Origin of the sequence: Mycobacterium sp. pUA109, from assembly GCF_041287095.1 — a bacterium.
Classification (GTDB): domain Bacteria; phylum Actinomycetota; class Actinomycetes; order Mycobacteriales; family Mycobacteriaceae; genus Mycobacterium.
This window is the reverse complement of sequence record NZ_JBGGKS010000030.1, coordinates 1-15,760: the sequence shown is the minus strand read 5'-3', so window position 1 is coordinate 15,760 and position 15,760 is coordinate 1. Positions and strand designations below refer to the sequence as shown.

The 15,760-nt window shown below is 70.6% G+C and carries 16 protein-coding genes; 9 read left to right on the top strand and 7 right to left on the bottom strand.

What is annotated here, in order from left to right; genetic code table 11:
* Positions 1–17: 17 nt before the first annotated feature.
* Positions 18–455 carry a GbsR/MarR family transcriptional regulator gene (locus ACAG26_RS25310; RefSeq protein ID WP_370485875.1) on the bottom strand — a complete coding sequence of 146 codons (438 nt, stop codon included), beginning with the start codon at positions 453–455 and terminating at the stop codon, positions 18–20.
* A 73-nt stretch (positions 456–528) separates the two neighbouring features.
* Between ACAG26_RS25310 and ACAG26_RS25305 the strand changes: the two genes are divergently transcribed.
* From ACAG26_RS25305 to ACAG26_RS25295, 3 genes are read left to right on the top strand one after another with little or no spacing between them, the layout of a single operon-like run.
* Positions 529–1,428, top strand: a complete 900-nt coding sequence (locus ACAG26_RS25305; protein WP_370485836.1) for an ABC transporter ATP-binding protein — start codon at positions 529–531, stop codon at positions 1,426–1,428.
* Positions 1,425–2,126 (top strand): fluoroquinolone transporter permease, encoded by a 702-nt coding sequence (locus ACAG26_RS25300; RefSeq protein WP_370485834.1) that lies wholly within the window; start codon positions 1,425–1,427, stop codon positions 2,124–2,126. Before ACAG26_RS25305 ends, ACAG26_RS25300 begins: the two co-directional genes overlap by 4 nt.
* Complete coding sequence (locus ACAG26_RS25295) at positions 2,126–2,866, top strand: ABC transporter permease (RefSeq protein WP_370485833.1); 741 nt, start codon at positions 2,126–2,128, stop codon at positions 2,864–2,866. The genes ACAG26_RS25300 and ACAG26_RS25295 overlap by 1 nt, the downstream gene beginning before the upstream one ends.
* Here the strand turns inward: ACAG26_RS25295 and ACAG26_RS25290 are convergent.
* Positions 2,854–3,573 (bottom strand): TetR/AcrR family transcriptional regulator, encoded by a 720-nt coding sequence (locus tag ACAG26_RS25290; protein ID WP_370485832.1) that lies wholly within the window; start codon positions 3,571–3,573, stop codon positions 2,854–2,856. The genes ACAG26_RS25295 and ACAG26_RS25290 overlap by 13 nt on opposite strands.
* Before the next feature lie 78 nt (positions 3,574–3,651).
* Here ACAG26_RS25290 and ACAG26_RS25285 point away from each other — a divergent pair, with 78 nt between their 5' ends.
* Positions 3,652–5,202 carry an FAD-dependent monooxygenase gene (locus ACAG26_RS25285; RefSeq protein WP_370485831.1) on the top strand — a complete coding sequence of 517 codons (1,551 nt, stop codon included), beginning with the start codon at positions 3,652–3,654 and terminating at the stop codon, positions 5,200–5,202.
* A gap of 9 nt (positions 5,203–5,211) precedes the next feature.
* On the opposite strand, the gene ACAG26_RS25280 is transcribed toward ACAG26_RS25285, so the two are convergent.
* The 3 genes from ACAG26_RS25280 to ACAG26_RS25270 all read right to left on the bottom strand — a co-directional run bounded on the left by ACAG26_RS25280 (position 5,212) and on the right by ACAG26_RS25270 (position 7,548).
* Positions 5,212–5,667 carry a DUF5078 domain-containing protein gene (locus tag ACAG26_RS25280; RefSeq protein WP_370485829.1) on the bottom strand — a complete coding sequence of 152 codons (456 nt, stop codon included), beginning with the start codon at positions 5,665–5,667 and terminating at the stop codon, positions 5,212–5,214.
* Positions 5,668–5,717: 50 nt separating this feature from the next.
* Positions 5,718–7,007 carry an SLC13 family permease gene (locus ACAG26_RS25275; RefSeq protein WP_370485828.1) on the bottom strand — a complete coding sequence of 430 codons (1,290 nt, stop codon included), beginning with the start codon at positions 7,005–7,007 and terminating at the stop codon, positions 5,718–5,720.
* 97 nt (positions 7,008–7,104) lie between these two features.
* Positions 7,105–7,548, bottom strand: coding sequence for a CBS domain-containing protein (locus tag ACAG26_RS25270; RefSeq protein WP_370485827.1), 444 nt, complete (start codon positions 7,546–7,548; stop codon positions 7,105–7,107).
* 83 nt (positions 7,549–7,631) lie between these two features.
* Between ACAG26_RS25270 and dxs the strand changes: the two genes are divergently transcribed.
* Positions 7,632–9,548 (top strand): 1-deoxy-D-xylulose-5-phosphate synthase, encoded by a 1,917-nt coding sequence (gene dxs / locus ACAG26_RS25265; protein ID WP_370485826.1) that lies wholly within the window; start codon positions 7,632–7,634, stop codon positions 9,546–9,548.
* Positions 9,549–9,661: 113 nt separating this feature from the next.
* On the opposite strand, the gene ACAG26_RS25260 is transcribed toward dxs, so the two are convergent.
* Positions 9,662–10,918, bottom strand: a complete 1,257-nt coding sequence (locus ACAG26_RS25260) for an HRDC domain-containing protein (RefSeq protein WP_370485825.1) — start codon at positions 10,916–10,918, stop codon at positions 9,662–9,664.
* A gap of 1 nt (position 10,919) precedes the next feature.
* Positions 10,920–11,510 (bottom strand): DUF3000 domain-containing protein, encoded by a 591-nt coding sequence (locus tag ACAG26_RS25255; RefSeq protein ID WP_370485824.1) that lies wholly within the window; start codon positions 11,508–11,510, stop codon positions 10,920–10,922.
* Between the two features lie 147 nt (positions 11,511–11,657).
* Between ACAG26_RS25255 and hemE the strand changes: the two genes are divergently transcribed.
* From hemE to ACAG26_RS25235, 4 genes are all read left to right on the top strand, one after another.
* Complete coding sequence (gene hemE / locus ACAG26_RS25250; RefSeq protein WP_370485823.1) at positions 11,658–12,719, top strand: uroporphyrinogen decarboxylase; 1,062 nt, start codon at positions 11,658–11,660, stop codon at positions 12,717–12,719.
* 77 nt (positions 12,720–12,796) lie between these two features.
* Complete coding sequence (locus ACAG26_RS25245; RefSeq protein WP_370485874.1) at positions 12,797–14,143, top strand: protoporphyrinogen oxidase; 1,347 nt, start codon at positions 12,797–12,799, stop codon at positions 14,141–14,143.
* Positions 14,144–14,147: 4 nt separating this feature from the next.
* Positions 14,148–14,843: a hydrogen peroxide-dependent heme synthase gene (gene hemQ, locus ACAG26_RS25240; protein ID WP_370485822.1), complete on the top strand. Its 696-nt coding sequence runs from the start codon at positions 14,148–14,150 to the stop codon at positions 14,841–14,843.
* 44 nt (positions 14,844–14,887) lie between these two features.
* Complete coding sequence (locus ACAG26_RS25235) at positions 14,888–15,637, top strand: class I SAM-dependent methyltransferase (protein ID WP_370485821.1); 750 nt, start codon at positions 14,888–14,890, stop codon at positions 15,635–15,637.
* Positions 15,638–15,760 lie beyond the last annotated feature (123 nt).

Here is a 15,760-nt window from a genome sequence, read left to right as displayed (position 1 = left end):
TCACGCTCGGCGAGCGATCAGGACCGCTGCCGCCAGCGGTCCAGCACCGCCGGGATCTCGGCGAGCAAAAACGTGTAGAAGTCGCGCATCTGGGTGAGGCGCTGGCCGGCCAGGCTGTCGGCGCCGGTGGCGGCGATGCCGGCCGCGGCGGCGTCCTGCATGGCCGCGATGGTGACGTTTTGGTTGGTGAACAGCACCGCCCAGGCATCGTCGCGGAGCCGATAGTGATCGCGCCGGCTGGCCGGCACCGGAACCCGTTCGGCCAGGCCGACCGCGGTGAGCATCTTCAGCGCCGCGGAGATCGCGCCGGCGCTGGCCCGCAGTCGATCGGCCAGCTCGCCCATGGTCAGGGTGGGCTGTTCGGTGAACAGCAGCGCGGCCAGCACGCGCGCGGTCATGCGCTGCAGCCCAAGGCCGGTGAGCACCAGCGCGAGTTGCTCGGCCGCGTCGTGCAGATCCGATTCTTGCGTCACCCGCCGACCCTCCATTGTCTTCAGTAATTTCTGAAACTTCAGTATAGTGTGCCACATGGATGTGCGGACGGAGATCGCGTCGGACCTGGACACCGCGGTGATCCGGGTGCGCGGGCTGACCTACACCTATCCGAACGCGCCGCAGCCCGCGATTCGGCAGATGGACTTCGCGGTCGCCCGCGGCGAGATCTTCGGCTTCCTGGGCCCCAGCGGCGCCGGGAAGTCGACCACCCAGAAACTGCTGATCGGCCTGCTGCGCGGCCACGGCGGCCGGGCCGCGGTGTGGGGCAAGGATCCGCGGGACTGGGGACCGGACTACTACCAGCGGATCGGCGTCTCGTTTGAGCTGCCCAACCACTATCAGAAGCTGACCGGGTGCGAGAATCTGCGGTTTTTCGCGTCGCTGTACGACGGCCCCACCCGGGACCCGATGGCGCTGCTGGATGCCGTCGGGCTGGCCGAGCACGCCCACACCCGAGTGGGCGCCTACTCCAAGGGCATGCAGATGCGGCTGACCTTCGCGCGGGCGCTGCTCCACGATCCCGAGTTGCTGTTCCTCGACGAACCCACCTCCGGTCTGGACCCGGTCAACGCCCGCACCGTCAAGGATCTCGTGCTCGACCTCAAGGCGCGTGGCCGCACCGTCTTTCTCACCACGCACGACATGGCGACCGCCGACGAGCTGTGTGACCGGGTGGCGTTCGTCGTCGACGGGGCGATCGTCGCGCTGGACACCCCCACCGAGCTGAAGATCGCCCGCAGCCAGCGGTCGGTGCGGGTGACCTACCGCGGGGAACGGGACCGGCTGGCGACCGCGGAATTCCCGATGGAAAGCCTCGCCGACGACCCCGCGTTTCATGCGGTGCTGCGCGACCACCAGGTGGAGACCATCCACAGCCGCGAAGCCAGCCTCGACGATGTCTTCGTCGAGGTCACCGGGCGGCGGCTGCCATGATGCGGCTGCTCAGTGCGCTGCGGCTGGAGTTGACGCTGCAGGTGCGGCAAAAGTTTCTGCACGCCGCCATCTTCTCCGGACTCATCTGGCTGGCGGTGCTGCTGCCGATGCCCGCCGGGTTGCGCCCGGTCGCCGAACCCTATGTGTTGCTGGGCGATACGGCGATCATCGGGTTCTTTTTCATCGCGGGCTCGGTGTTCTTCGAAAAGCAGGAACGCACCCTGGCCGCGATCATTGCCACCCCGCTGCGGTTCGCCGAGTATCTGGCCGCCAAACTGGCGCTGCTGGTGGCGGTTTCGCTGACGGTGGCGGTGGTGGTGGCGACGTTCGACGGGGCCGGCTATCGCCCGGTGCCGCTGCTGGTCGGGGTACTGCTGGCAACCCTGGTGATGCTGCTGGTGGGGTTCGTCACCTCGTTGCCGTTCGCCTCGATCAGCGACTGGTTTTTGGCGGCGACGATCCCGTTGGCGGTGCTGACGTTGCCGATCCTGCACTACTGCGGCGTGTGGCCGACGCCGGCGCTCTACGCGATCCCCACCCAGGGGCCGCTGTTGCTGTTCGGCGCGGCGTTCCACCAGATCACCCTGACGCCCTGGCAGGTGGCCTACGCGGTGGGCTATCCGGTGCTGTGCATCGCCGGGCTGTGCCGGGCGGCCCGGGCGCTGTTCGGCCGCTACATCATCGAACGGGCGTCGTGATGGCCGGCGCCCGGGCCGTGGCGGCGTTCGGCCGCAACGATCTTCGCGGCACCTACCGTGACCCGCTGCTGGTCATGATCGTGCTCGCCCCGGTCATCTGGACCACCGGAGTCGCGGTCTTGACCCCGCGGTTCACCGCATTGTTGGCCGAGCGCTACCGATTCGACCTGGTGCCGTATTACCCGCTGGTGTTGACCGCCTTCCTGCTGTTGACGTCGATCATCATCGCCGGGGGCCTGGCCGCCTTCCTGGTTCTCGACGAACTCGACGCCGGCACCCTGGCCGCGCTGCGGGTCACCCCGGTACCGCTGTCGGTGTTCTTCGGCTACCGGGCCGGCACCGTCATCGCGGTGACCACCGTCTACGTGATCGCGACCATGTCGTTCAGCGGACTCCTGCAACCGGGCCTGACCCCGGCGCTGATCCCGATCGGACTATTGGCGGGCCTGTCGGCGGTGGTGACCCTGCTGCTGATCCTGGCCATGGCCCACAACAAGATTCAGGGCCTGGCCGCGCTGCGCGCGCTGGGCATGCTGATCGCCGGGCTGCCGTGTGTGCCGTGGTTCATTGACTCTGGCTGGAATCTGGTGTTCGGGGTGTTGCCGCCGTATTGGGCCGCCAAAGCGTTCTGGGTGGCCAGTGAGCACGGCACCTGGTGGCCGTATCTGCTCGGCGGCGTCGGCTACAACGTGGCGCTCGCCGTGCCGCTGTTTCGTCGCTTCCTGCGCTATTGCAGCTGAGCGGCGATCCCGTCGAGCACCGTGTCCAGGCCGCGCTCGAATTGGTCCTGCAGCGGGGGATGGTTGGCCTCGGCCACGATCCGGGCCAGCGTCGGATAGTGCCCGCTGGCCAGCATGCGCTGCAGGTACGGCCAGCTCGCGGCCTGCCAGCCGCTCTCGTCGAGACCGGAATCCTGTTCGGCGCGCAGCTCGTGCTGTTCGCTTTGCAGCGCACCGGTCACGTAGGCGAGCACCGTGCGGTAGGCCTGCAGCACCACGTCGATGCTGGCGAAGGTGTGGCTCAGCGCGGCGAACGCCTCCTCGCGGTGGGCGAACGCGTGCGGGCCGAACTGGGGGCGCCCGCCCAACAGGCCGACGAACCAGCGGTGGGCGTGGCCGGCCGCCCGGATCCGGTGGGCGATCTCGGTGAGCACCTGCCGCCACCCGCCCGGTAGCGGGCCCGTGATTTCGCCCCAGATTTCGTCGACCATGAGCGCCAACAACTCGTCTTTGGTCGCGACATAGCCGTACAGCCGCATCGGCCCGGCGTCCAGCGCGGCGGCGACCTTGCGCAGCGACACCGCGGCCAGGCCGTGCTCATCGGCCAGGGCGATCGCGGCCGCCACGATGCCCTCCCGGCTCAGCGGTGTCGGCGTCGGCCGGGCCACCGGCTCGGGTCGCTCCCAGACCGCGGTCGGGTGTGGGCCGTTCGTCGGGTTCGCCGCCACCGGGACCCCCTCTCTCGACATACATCGTATCTGCCGATACAGTGTATCGAACAAATACGGCGTATCGAAGGAGTGCTGATGACCGACCCGGTGTTGGTGGTCGGCGGGGGCCCGACGGGGCTGTCGACCGCGCTGTTTCTCGCGCACCGCGAGGTGCCCGTCGTGCTGGTTGAGAAGCATCCGGGCAGCTCACCGCATCCACGGGCGGTGGGCTGGACCCCGCGGACGATGGAGCTGTTCGCCGCGGTGGGCATCCACATCCCCGAAGCCGACGTCGCGGCGAGCAAACCGCGCCGGGTCCGGGTCGACACGCTGGCCGGGCCGTGGCACGAAGAACAGCCGTGGACCCCGGGCGGCGGCGCGCCCAGCGTCCGGTTCTCCCCGCACACCAATGCGCGCATGTCGCAGGATGAACTCGAACCGCTGCTGCGCCGGCGGGCCGCCGAACTCGGCGTCGACCTGCGGATGAGCACCACCCTGGTCGAGTTCGACCAGGATCCCGGCGGGGTGCACGCGCGGCTGCGCGGCCCCGACGGCACCGCGTCGACGCTGCGCGCGTCGTACCTGGTGGCCGCCGACGGGGCCCGCAGCCCGATCCGGGAGGCGCTGGGCATCGGTCGCAGCGGCGGGGGCGCGCTGCTGGCGATGCGCAGCGTGCTGTTCCGCGCGGCGATCCCAGCCGAGCTGCGGGCCCGCCTCGAGGAGGCGCGTGCCGAGGCGATCGTGCAGTTCGCGGTGCAGCAACCGGAATTCGGTGGCCTGCTGGGCCAATTCCCCGACGGCCGGTTCATCTTCATGTTCAACGACGACGTGGAGCGCGACGACGCCGCGCTGATCGCCATCGTGCGGCGCGCGCTGGGCGTCCGGGACGTGCCGGTGGAGCTGGTCGCCGGCGGCCGCTGGGAGGTCAGCGGCCTGATCGCCGACCGGTTCTGGTGCGGCCGGGTGTTTTTGGCCGGCGACGCCGCGCACGCCTTGCCGCCCAATCGGGGTGGTTACGGCGCCAACACCGGCATCGACGACGCCAACAACCTGGCCTGGAAGCTGGCGGCGGTGCTGCACGGGACGTCCACCGCCGCGCTGCTGGACAGCTACGACGCCGAGCGCCGCGCGATCGCCTGGCTGCGTCACCAGCAGATCTTCGTGCGCCCCGACCACGCCTACGGTGCCATCGGCGAGGGGGAGGTCCTCGACGACGACGCAATGGAATTCGGCCAGCTGTACCGCTCGTCGGCGGTGATCGGGGCCGGCGCCGAGCTGCCGCCGGCGGCCCGGCCCGACGAGTGGGCGGGCCAACCGGGCACCCGGGCACCGCACGTCTGGCTGACCCGCTCCGGTGCGCGGCTCTCCACCCTGGAGCTGTTTCAGCGCGGCTGGGTGCTTTTGACCGAGGAGCCGCGGTGGCGGCCGGCCGCGACCGAGCTGGGGATCGCGTGCACGGTGATCGGTGTCGACGCCGCCGACGACGGCGCCTTCCGAACGGCCTACGGGCTGGGCGTGAGCGGCGCGACCCTCGTGCGCCCGGACGGCTATATCGCCTGGCGCACAACCGGATTGCCCGACGACCTGGAACTCGCGCTGGGCGAGGCGTTCAGCCGGGTCGCCGCGCTGGCGCCGGTCTTGAGCTGAGGCTCGAGACTAGGTCCAGTCCCACACCGACATGTCGCCCGCCGGGTACCCCGAGCACGCCTCGGTGGATTTGGCCACCACGCCCTTGTTGTTGAAGAACAGCTTGGCGTGGTTGGGCCACTGGGTGGTGAGCGGGTCGGGCGGGTAGTGGGTGGCCATCTCCTCGGAGTACGCCCGGCGGTCGGCCGGAGACAGCGAGAAGAACCAGTGCATCTTGTCGATGGTGGCCTGCTGGACGTCCGGCGACTTGTTGTGCATGTCGATCATGTACCGCTCGTAGTACACCGGGGAGGTGTCCCGGGTGGCGGCCAGGATTTGCTCGGCGTCGCAGGTCGTCGCGATGATCCGCCGCGGGATCGGGTAGTCGTCGGTCGAGTCCGCGGAGGCGGTTCCCGGGAAAGCTACGGCCGCGATGCCGAGCGAAGCCAAGACGGCGCCAGCGCGCAGGGTGAGATGCCGCATCATGTTAGACACCTTAACTTATTGGCTGGGCGGTGGCGAGACCCGGCCGTGACCTAGCCCAGCACGAAGTAGCGCAGCCACAGGTAGAGCCCTGCGAGTGCGACGGAGACCACAGTCACCACCGCCCCCTTGCGGGTGAATTCCCAAAACGAGACGGGATTGTCTGCGCGGCGGGCGATTCCGAGCATGACGACGTTGGCGCTGGCGCCGACCGCGGTCAGGTTGCCGCCGAAGTCCGCGCCCAGGGCCAGCGCCCACCACAACGCGTCGTGGTGGACGTCGCCGGGCAGCGCGGCGGACAGTTCGGCCACGATCGGGGTCATGGTCGCCACATACGGGATGTTGTCGATGACCCCGGACACCGGGGCGGACACCGCGAGGATGCCCATCGTGGCCAGCAGCGCGTTCCCGCCGGTCACTTCGGTGGCCGCCCGCGCCAGGTCGCTGACCACGCCGGTTTTCACCAGGGCGCCGACCATGATGAACAGACCGGCGAAGAACAGCAGCGTCTCCCACTCCACCCCGGACAGATAGTCGGAGCGCTCCAACCCCGAGATCACCACCAGCACACCGGCGCCCAGCAGCGCCACCACCGACGGCTCGGTGTGCAGCGGGGTGTGGGCGATGAAGGCGGCGAACACCAGCCCCAGCACCACCCCGCACTTGATCAGCAGCCGGCGGTCGCGGATCGCCTCACCCTCGTGCAGCGCCATCACGTCGGCGACCCGGGCGGCGTCCACCGTGAACGAACCCGGAAACAGCCGGGGCAGCAGGGCCACGAACACGGCGATGACGATCACCACGATCGGGGTCAGGTGCAGCAGGAACGCGTTGAACGTCAACCCGGCACGGCTGGCGATGATGATGTTGGGCGGATCGCCGACCAGGGTGGCCGCGCCGCCGATATTGGACGCGAACACTTCGGCCATCAGAAACGGGGCGGCGCCCAGCGCCAACCGGTCGCAGACCAGCAGGGTGACCGGGGCAACCAGCAGCACCGTGGTGACGTTGTCCAGCAGCGCCGACGCGAACGCGGTGACCAGCACCAGCAGGATCATCACCCGCAGCGGCGAACCGCCCGCGCGTTTGGCCGCCCAGATCGCGATGTACTCGAACACCCCGGTCTGGCGCAGCACGCTGACGATGACCATCATGCCCAGCAGCAAGAAGATGACATCCCAGTCGATGCCGGTGTCGCGGGAGTAGAAGACGTCGTCGGCGTGAATCACCGGCAGGCACACGATGACCGCCGCGCCCGCCAACGCCACCAGGGTCTTGTTGATCCGGTCGCTGGCGATCAGCGCGTAGGCGACCGCGAACACGGTGATCGCGATGACGGTCATCGGCCGGGGCTCACGAGGCACTCCTGGTCATGGGACAGGTCACGCCGACCAGACTTCCCGGCACACCGGTCCAAACGGTATCAGCAGCCCCGGCGGCTCAATGCTGGAGCGCGGCGGCCAGCAGCCGGGACGCGGTGATCACCCCGTGCAGGGAGCCGTCCTTGACCACCGCGATCAGCGGGCTGCGCAACCGGGCCATGGTGGCGGCCACCTCGATGATGGTGTCGTCGGCGTGGGCGGCGGGCACGTTGCGCAGGTGTTCGGGCAGCACCTCGCGCACCGTCTTGCCGCCCAGCTTCTCGGCGGCCCGGTCGGCCATGGACTCGTCGAGCACCCCGGCCAGCGAGGGATCGTCTTGCACGTAGCCGGGCACGATGAACCGGACCACCTGGGAGGCCGGCAGCACCGCGTAGGGCTTGCCGGTGGCGTCGGTGACCACAATCCCGGGCAGCCGGTGCTCGGCCAGCAGCCGGGCCGCGTCCAGCGCATCGGAATCGATGGTGACCACCGGGAAGTCCTCGGCGATCTCCTCGGCGTGCATAACCCCGACGATACGTCGGTGTCGGGCCGGTGGTGCGGACCAGATTCGGCGAGTAGCGGTGGCGTCGTGCGTAGACTGGCCTGATGCTTGAACAGATCCGTGGGCCGGCCGATCTGCAACACCTTTCGCAGGCCCAACTCACCGATCTGGCAGCCGAGATCCGCGAGTTTTTGATCCACAAGGTCGCCGCCACCGGCGGGCATCTGGGCCCCAACCTCGGGGTGGTGGAGCTGACGTTGGCGCTGCACCGGGTGTTCGACTCGCCGCACGACCCGATCATCTTCGACACCGGCCATCAGGCCTACGTGCACAAGATGCTGACCGGCCGCTGCCCCGACTTCGAGACGCTGCGCAAAAAGGGCGGCCTGTCGGGGTATCCGTCCCGCGCCGAAAGCGAACACGACTGGGTGGAATCCAGCCACGCCAGCGCGGCCTTGTCGTATGCCGACGGGCTGGCCAAGGCGTTCGAGCTGAGCGGGCACCGCAACCGGCACGTGGTGGCCGTCGTCGGCGACGGCGCGCTGACCGGCGGCATGTGCTGGGAGGCGTTGAACAACATCGCCGCCGCGCACCGGCCGGTGGTGGTCGTCGTCAACGACAACGGGCGCAGCTACGCCCCGACCATCGGCGGGTTCGCCGAGCACCTGGCCGCGCTGCGGCTGCAGCCCGGCTACGAGCGGCTGCTCGACGAGACCCGCCGGCTGATCCGCGGCATCCCGATCGTCGGCGACCTGGCCTACCACGCCGTGCACAGCGTCAAGGTCGGCATCAAGGACGCGCTGAGCCCGCAGCTGCTGTTCACCGATCTGGGGCTCAAGTACGTCGGGCCGGTCGACGGCCACGACGAGCACGCGGTGGAAGCCGCACTGCTGCGCGCCCGCGGCTACGGCGGCCCGGTGATCGTGCATGTGGTGACCCGCAAGGGGATGGGCTACCCGCCCGCCGAAAACGACGAGGCCGAGCAGATGCACCAGTGCGGGGTGATCGACCCGGCGACGGGGCTGGCCACCACGATCGCGGGGCCGGGCTTCACGGCGGCGTTCTCCGAGGCGCTGATCGAATACGGCGCCAAACGTCGCGACATTGTGGCGATCACCGCGGCCATGCCGGGCTCCACCGGGCTGGCGCCGTTTGGGCAGCGGTTCCCGGACCGGCTGTTCGACGTCGGCATCGCCGAGCAGCATGCGTTGACGTCGGCGGCCGGGCTGGCGATGGGCGGCATGCACCCGGTGGTGGCGGTCTACTCGACGTTCCTCAACCGCGCCTTCGACCAAGCCATGATGGATGTCGCACTGCACAAGCTGCCGGTGACGCTGGTGCTGGATCGGGCCGGGATCACCGGCAACGACGGCGCCAGCCACAACGGCATGTGGGATCTGTCGATCCTGGGCATCGTGCCCGGGATGCGGGTGGCCGCGCCGCGCGACGCCGCCCGGCTGCGCGAAGAGCTCGGCGAGGCGCTCGACGTCGATGACGGCCCCACCGCGCTGCGGTTCCCCAAGGGCGACGTGGGCGCCGACATTCCGGCGGTGCAGCGCCGCGACGGGGTCGACGTGCTGGCGGAGCCCGCCGACGGGCTGGGCGCCGAGGTGCTGCTGGTGGCGGTCGGCGCCTTCGCGGCGATGGCGTTGGCGGTGGCGCAGCGGCTGCGCAACCAGGGCATCGGGGTGACCGTGATCGATCCGCGCTGGGTGCTGCCGGTGCCCGCGGTCGTGGGGGAGTTGGCGGCCGAGCACAAGCTGGTCGTCACGCTGGAAGACAACGGGGTGGCCGGCGGGGTGGGCTCGGCGGTGTCGGCGGCGCTGCGGGCCGCCGAGATCGACGTGCCGTGCCGCGATGTCGGCGTGCCGCAACGGTTCTACGAGCACGCCTCCCGCGGTGAGGTGCTGGCCGAGGTGGGGTTGACCGAACAGGACGTGGCCCGCCAGATCACCGGTTGGGTGGCCGCGTTGTCCGGCGGTTCGGTCACCGAGCGCGAGATCAGCGAACACCTGGACTAGTCGCGCGGCTTCGCGCCGACGCGGCTTTTGCGCCGAGATCGACGCTGGCGTGACGTCCACTCGACCTTTTCCGCGCTGCCGTCGATCTCGGCGGGGTGGGGTGGGTGGGGCGACTAGGGCGCCGACGGCAACGCCGCGGCTAGCACCGGCACCACCAGGTCGCGCTGCCAGGCCCGAGCGCCGCCGTCGCGCAGAAACGCGTCGATCGTCGCGGCGTCGCCGCCGGCCCAGTCCCAGCACAGCCGGCGCACCCGGTCGGGGGCGATCAGGTTCTCGGTGGGCACCGACACCTGCTCGGACAGCGCCGTCAACCCGGTGCGGGCCGCGTCCAGCCGGGCGGCGGCCTCCGGTTTGCGTTTGCTCCAGCGCGCCGCCGGCGGGGGTCCGTTGGTCGGTTCGGCGGTGTCCGGCGGTTCGGGGTTGTCCCGGGCGGCCTGCAGCGCCGCGAACCAGGTGTCCGCGCTGCGCCGCTGCTTGCGACCGCTGAACACCGGCAGCTTGACCAGGTCGTCGAGGGTTTTCGGGTCGGCGAGCGCGGCCTCGACGATGGCCGCATCCGGCAGGATGCGGCCGGGCGCGATATCGCGGCGCTGGGCGATCTGGTCGCGCACCGTCCACAACTCGCGCACCGCGGCCAGGCCCCGCTGACTACGCACCTTGTGGATGCCCGACGTGCGCCGCCACCGGTCCCGCCGGGTGGGCGGCGCGACGAAGGTCCGCAGATGCTCGAACTCCTGCGCGGCCCACTCGGATTTGCCTTGCTGGTCCAACACCGCGGCGATCGCCTCGCGCAGCTCGGCGAGCACCTCCACGTCCAGGGCCGCATAGTTCAGCCATGCCGCCGGCAGCGGCCGCTTGGACCAGTCGGCGGCACCGTGCCCCTTGGCGAGGCCCAGCCCAAGCAGCCGCTGCACCATGGTCGCCAGATTGACCCGGTCAAAGCCGGCCAGCCGGCCGGCCAGCTCGGTGTCATACAGCGCCGGTGGCCGCATCCCGACCTCGGCCAGGCAGGGGAGGTCCTGGTCGGCGGCGTGCAGGATCCATTCGCCCTCGGTGAGCGCCCGGGCGACCGGTGCCAGCGCGGTCACCGGGTCGGCGCCGTGGCTGACCGGGTCGATGAGCACGGTGCCGGCGCCGGCGCGCCGGATCTGGATCAAATACGCCCGGTTGGAGTAGCGAAAGCCCGACGCGCGCTCGGCGTCTACCGCGAACGGTCCGTGCCCGCGGCCCAGCCGCTCGGCCGCCGCCGCGATTTCACCGACGGTGACCGACAGCTCCGGGACACCATCGGCCGGATGCGGCAAGGGTGTGGGTTCTGGTTCGGTGCGGTCGAGGTGCTCGCTAGTGGCTTCGCAGATGTCGGAACACATATCAGACGCGGGACCGCGAACTCAAGTCGGTGACCCCGACCGGAGGCAGTCCCGCGGCATGTTCGAGTACCTCGCAGAAGGCCTGGACGTGGGTGTCCAGGTCGCCGGCGGTCGCCGTCCAGGACGCGCGCAGCTCCAACTGGTGGCCGCGCGGCGGGCCGGCGATGTCGCCGTAGCGCACCGAGGTGGTGGCGGTGACGGTTCCGCCGAGCGCGGTGACGTGCTCGGTGCGCGACTCCAGCGCCTCGACCAGCCAGCTCCAGGCCACCTCGGGCAGCAGCGGATCCAGCGCCTCATGCGAATCCAGGTCGGCCTGAATGTAGGCGACCAGCCGCATGGTGCCGTCCCAGGCCTCCGAGCCGTCCGGGTCGTACAGCAAAATCAGCCGGCCGAACGCGTCGCCCTCGGAGTACTCCGGGACACCCCCGGCCTCGGCGGCCTCGGGGTGTTTGACCTCGGCGCCCAGCGCATAGCTATACGGTGCCAGACGCTGCGGCGGCCGGATCGGGCCCAACTCGATCTCCGAGCGCACCACCGCAGCGGTCATCGCCGCGACCGCTTCGCGAAATGGGGCCGGTTCGGCTGGGGTCATTGAGCGCCGCTCCTCCTCATCGCTGCGCACTTCTCGTCGCGGCGCTTGGCATCGTCGCGGCGCAGGTCACACCATCCCACGCTAGACCCCTGCACCGACCCGCCGCGACAGGCGCGCCGAACCCGCGTCGTGGCAGCATGGGGCGTGATGAGTACCCGCCGTGAGCTGCCTGAGTCGCCGTATCTGACCGCCATCGCCGGCGGTAAACCGCGCCGGATGCCGGTCTGGTTTATGCGGCAGGCCGGCCGGTCGCTGCCCGAGTATCGGGCGCTGCGCGCCCAGCACAGCATGCTGGCGGCCTGCTTCGACGCCGAGCTGGTCGCCGAGATTACCCTGCAGCCGGTGCGCCGCCACGACGTGGACGCCGCGATCCTGTTCTCCGACATCGTGGTGCCGCTGCGCGGCGCCGGCGTCGAACTGGACATCGTGCCCGATGTCGGGCCGGTGATCGCCCACCCGGTGCGCACCGCCGCCGACGTCGCCGCGCTCAAACCGCTCGACCCGCAGGCGGTGCAGCCGGTGTCGGAGGCGGTGTCGCAGCTGGTGGCCGCGCTCGGCGCGGTGCCGCTGATCGGTTTCGCCGGCGCGCCGTTCACATTGGCCTCCTATCTGGTCGAAGGCGGCCCCAGCCGCACCCACGCCCGCACCAAGGCGATGATGCTGGCCGCGCCGGACAGCTGGCGCGCGCTGATGGAGACGCTGACCGACCTGACCATCGCGTTCCTGCGGGTCCAGCTGGACGCCGGGGTGGACGCCATCCAGGTCTTCGACTCGTGGGCCGGCACCTTGTCGCTGGCCGACTACCAGGCCCACGTGCTGCCGCACAGCTCGCGGGTGTTCGCCGCGCTGGCCGACGCCGACGTGCCGATGACCCATTTCGGGGTCGGCACCGCCGAGCTGCTCGGGGCGATGTCGCAGGCCGTGCAACCGGCTCGGGCGGGCATGGTCGGGGTCGACTGGCGGACCTCGCTGGTCGACGCCGCGGCCCGGGTCGCCCCCGGCACCGCGCTGCAGGGCAACCTCGATCCGGCGGTGCTGCTGGCCGGCTGGCCGGTGGTGCAGCGGGCGGCCCGCGCGGTCGTCGACGACGGGCGTCGTGCGGTCGCCGCCGGCGCGGCCGGTCACGTCTTCAACCTGGGGCACGGGGTGTTGCCGGACACCGACCCCGGCATCCTCACCGACCTGGTGGGACTGGTGCACTCGCTGTGACCACCGGGGTCCCGTCTGGCGACGCCGCGGGCCGGGACGGTCCGCGGCGGAGCCGGGCCGGCCGGCCGCAGTATTGCGTGGTCGGCGGCGGGATCTCCGGGTTGACCGCCGCGTATCGGCTGCGCACCGCCTTGGGCGGCGACGCGGTCATCACCTTGTTCGATCCGACCGACCGGCTCGGCGGGGTGTTGCGCACCGAGCGGCTGGGCGGGGTGCCGATGGATATCGGCGCCGAGGCGTTCGTGGTGCGCCGTCCCGAAGTGCCGGCGCTGCTGTCCGAGCTGGGCCTGGCCGGCCGGCAGGTCGGCACCACCGGGCTGCGGCCGCTGATCTACAGTCAGCGCCGCCTGCATCGGCTGCCGCCGGACACGGTCAACGGGATCCCGTCGGCGGCGCCGGCGCTGGCCGGGCTGGTCGACGACGCCACCGTGGCGCGCATCGACGCCGAGCCCAGCCACGCCCTGCACTGGCGTCCGGGGGCCGACCCCACCGTGGCCCGGTTGGTGGGCGACCGGTTCGGTGACCAGGTGGTGGGCCGGTCGGTGGATCCGATGCTGGCCGGGGTGTATGCGGGTTCGGCGTCGACGATCGGGTTGCGCGCCGCGGCCCCCACGGTGGCGGCGGCGCTGGATCACGGCGCACCCAACCTGACCGAGGCGGTGCGCCGCGCCCTGCCGGCCGACCGCAACGGGCCGGTGTTCGGTGCGCTGGCCGGGGGCTACGCGGTGCTGATCGACGAGCTGATCCGCCGCAGCCAGCTGCGCTGGGTGCAGGCCGCCGTGCAGTGGATTCACCGCAGCCCCGACGGCTGGTCGCTGCGGGATTCCGCCGGCGGCTACTGGCGCGCCGACGCGGTGATCTTGGCGGTGCCGGCACCGCGGTTCGCCCGGCTGGCCACCGATATCGCGCCGCGCGCCGCCGCGGTGGCCAGCCACATCGGGTGCGCGTCGTCGGCGGTGGTGGGGCTGGCGGTGCCCGCCGGCAGCGGGTTCGGCGACCACTCCGGGGTGCTGGTGGCCAGCGGAGAACGGTTGCGGGCCAAGGCGATCACGTTCACCTCCCGCAAATGGGGGGCCTTTGGCTATGGCGGCAAGGTGGAGCTGCTGCGGCTGTCGTTCGGGAAGTTCGGCGACAGCCTCGCCAGCCGGGCCACCGACCAGGAGCTGCTGAACTGGGCGATCGCCGACCTCGCGACCGTGTTCGGGGTCGACGCCGACCCGCTGGACGTGTGCGTGCGGCGCTGGATCGCCGCGATGCCGCAGTACCGCCCCGGCCACGCCGGGCTGGTCGCCGAGCTGCGGGCCCACCTGCCGCCGACGGTGGCGGTGGCGGGCAACTACCTGGACGGGATCGGGGTGCCGGCCTGTGTGGCCGCCGCCGGGCGAGCGGTCGCGGAGCTGCTCGGCGCGGGCGTGGCACGATAGGGACATGGCCCGCCTCGACTTTGACGCGTTGAATTCCACCCTCCGCTACCTGATGTTCTCGGTGTTCTCGGTGCGTCCGGGCGCGCTCGGCGATCAGCGCAACGGCGTCATCGACGAGACCAGCACCTTCCTCAAACAGCAGGAAGAGCGCGGCGTGGTGGTGCGCGGGCTGTACGACGTCGCGGGGCTGCGCGCCGACGCGGACTTCATGATCTGGACCCACGCCGAGAAGGTGGAGGCCTTGCAGGCCACCTACGCCGACTTCCGGCGCACCACCACGCTGGGCCGGGCCAGCACCCCGGTGTGGAGCAGTGTGGCGCTGCACCGGCCCGCGGAGTTCAACAAGAGCCACGTCCCGGCGTTCATCGCCGGCGAGGCGCCCGGCGCCTACGTGTGCGTGTACCCGTTTGTGCGGTCCTACGAGTGGTATCTGCTGCCCGACGAGGAGCGTCGCCGGATGCTGTCCGAGCACGGCATGGCCGCCCGCGGCTACAAGGACGTGCGCGCCAACACCGTGCCGGCGTTCGCGCTGGGGGATTACGAGTGGATCCTGGCTTTCGAGGCCCCCGAATTGGATCGCATCGTCGATCTGATGCGGGATCTGCGGGCCACCGACGCGCGTCGGCACACCCGCGAGGAGACCCCGTTCTTCACCGGGCCGCGGGTTGAGGTCGAGCGCCTGGTGAACGCGCTGCCCTAACCGTTGCCGTTGCATCGCGATAGGTAGCGATATATCGTTTAGGGATGACGCAACCCGCTGCCACCGATCCCGCCCGCTTCGAAGAGATGTACCGCGACGAGCGGACCTCGCATGGCCTGCCCGCCGCCACCCCGTGGGACATCGGCGGGCCGCAACCGGTCGTCCAGCAACTGGTGGCGCTGGGCGCCATCAAGGGTGAGGTGCTCGACCCGGGCACCGGCCCCGGCCACCACGCGATCTACTACGCGTCGCAGGGCTACGCGGCCACCGGCATCGACGCCTCGCCGGCCGGGCTGGAGCGGGCCCGCCAGAACGCGGCAAAAGCGGGGGTGTCGGTGAACTTCGCGTTGGCCGACGCGACCAAGCTGGAGGGACTGGAAAACCGGTTCGACACCGTCGTCGACTGCGCCTTCTACCACACGTTCAGCACCGACCGGGACCTGCAGCACTCCTATGCGCGCGCGTTGCACCGCGCCACCAAACCCGGTGCGCGGCTGTACATGTTCGAGTTCGGGGCGCACAACGTCAACGGCTTCCGGATGCCGCGGTCGTTGTCCGAGGACGACTTTCGTGACGTGCTGCCCGGCGGGGGTTGGGACATCACCTATTTGGGGCCGACCACCTACCAGATCAACATGAGCGTGCAAACGCTGGAGATGATGGCCGCCCGCAACCCCGATGCGGCCGACCAGGTCAGCGAGGTGCTGGAACGGTTCCGGGTTATCGAGCCGTGGCTGACCAATGGCCGGGCCTACGCGCCGTTCTGGGAAGTCCACGCCACCCGGCTGGACTGAGCTGGGCCGAGCTTCGCCGAGATTGCGGCTATGGCTGTGCCGACGGCCTTGGATTCAAGCGGTGGCTGCAACGAATGTGGACGGGTTTGAGAGTAGTCGCTCGAGTTCTTCGGCGGGTGTTCG

What these genes read in the sequence shown, in the direction of transcription:
- ACAG26_RS25270 (WP_370485827.1), bottom strand. Translation starts at nt 7,548, where the DNA reads ATGCACGCCGAGGAGATCGCCGAGGACTTCCCGGTGGTCACCATCGAT.
- ACAG26_RS25275 (WP_370485828.1), bottom strand. Translation starts at nt 7,007, where the DNA reads ATGACCGTCATCGCGATCACCGTGTTCGCGGTCGCCTACGCGCTGATC.
- ACAG26_RS25305 (WP_370485836.1), top strand. Translation starts at nt 529, where the DNA reads ATGGATGTGCGGACGGAGATCGCGTCGGACCTGGACACCGCGGTGATC.
- ACAG26_RS25280 (WP_370485829.1), bottom strand. Translation starts at nt 5,667, where the DNA reads ATGATGCGGCATCTCACCCTGCGCGCTGGCGCCGTCTTGGCTTCGCTC.
- hemE (WP_370485823.1), top strand. Translation starts at nt 11,658, where the DNA reads ATGAGTACCCGCCGTGAGCTGCCTGAGTCGCCGTATCTGACCGCCATC.
- ACAG26_RS25295 (WP_370485833.1), top strand. Translation starts at nt 2,126, where the DNA reads ATGGCCGGCGCCCGGGCCGTGGCGGCGTTCGGCCGCAACGATCTTCGC.
- ACAG26_RS25255 (WP_370485824.1), bottom strand. Translation starts at nt 11,510, where the DNA reads ATGACCCCAGCCGAACCGGCCCCATTTCGCGAAGCGGTCGCGGCGATG.
- ACAG26_RS25235 (WP_370485821.1), top strand. Translation starts at nt 14,888, where the DNA reads ATGACGCAACCCGCTGCCACCGATCCCGCCCGCTTCGAAGAGATGTAC.
- dxs (WP_370485826.1), top strand. Translation starts at nt 7,632, where the DNA reads ATGCTTGAACAGATCCGTGGGCCGGCCGATCTGCAACACCTTTCGCAG.
- ACAG26_RS25260 (WP_370485825.1), bottom strand. Translation starts at nt 10,918, where the DNA reads ATGTGTTCCGACATCTGCGAAGCCACTAGCGAGCACCTCGACCGCACC.
- ACAG26_RS25285 (WP_370485831.1), top strand. Translation starts at nt 3,652, where the DNA reads ATGACCGACCCGGTGTTGGTGGTCGGCGGGGGCCCGACGGGGCTGTCG.
- hemQ (WP_370485822.1), top strand. Translation starts at nt 14,148, where the DNA reads ATGGCCCGCCTCGACTTTGACGCGTTGAATTCCACCCTCCGCTACCTG.
- ACAG26_RS25300 (WP_370485834.1), top strand. Translation starts at nt 1,425, where the DNA reads ATGATGCGGCTGCTCAGTGCGCTGCGGCTGGAGTTGACGCTGCAGGTG.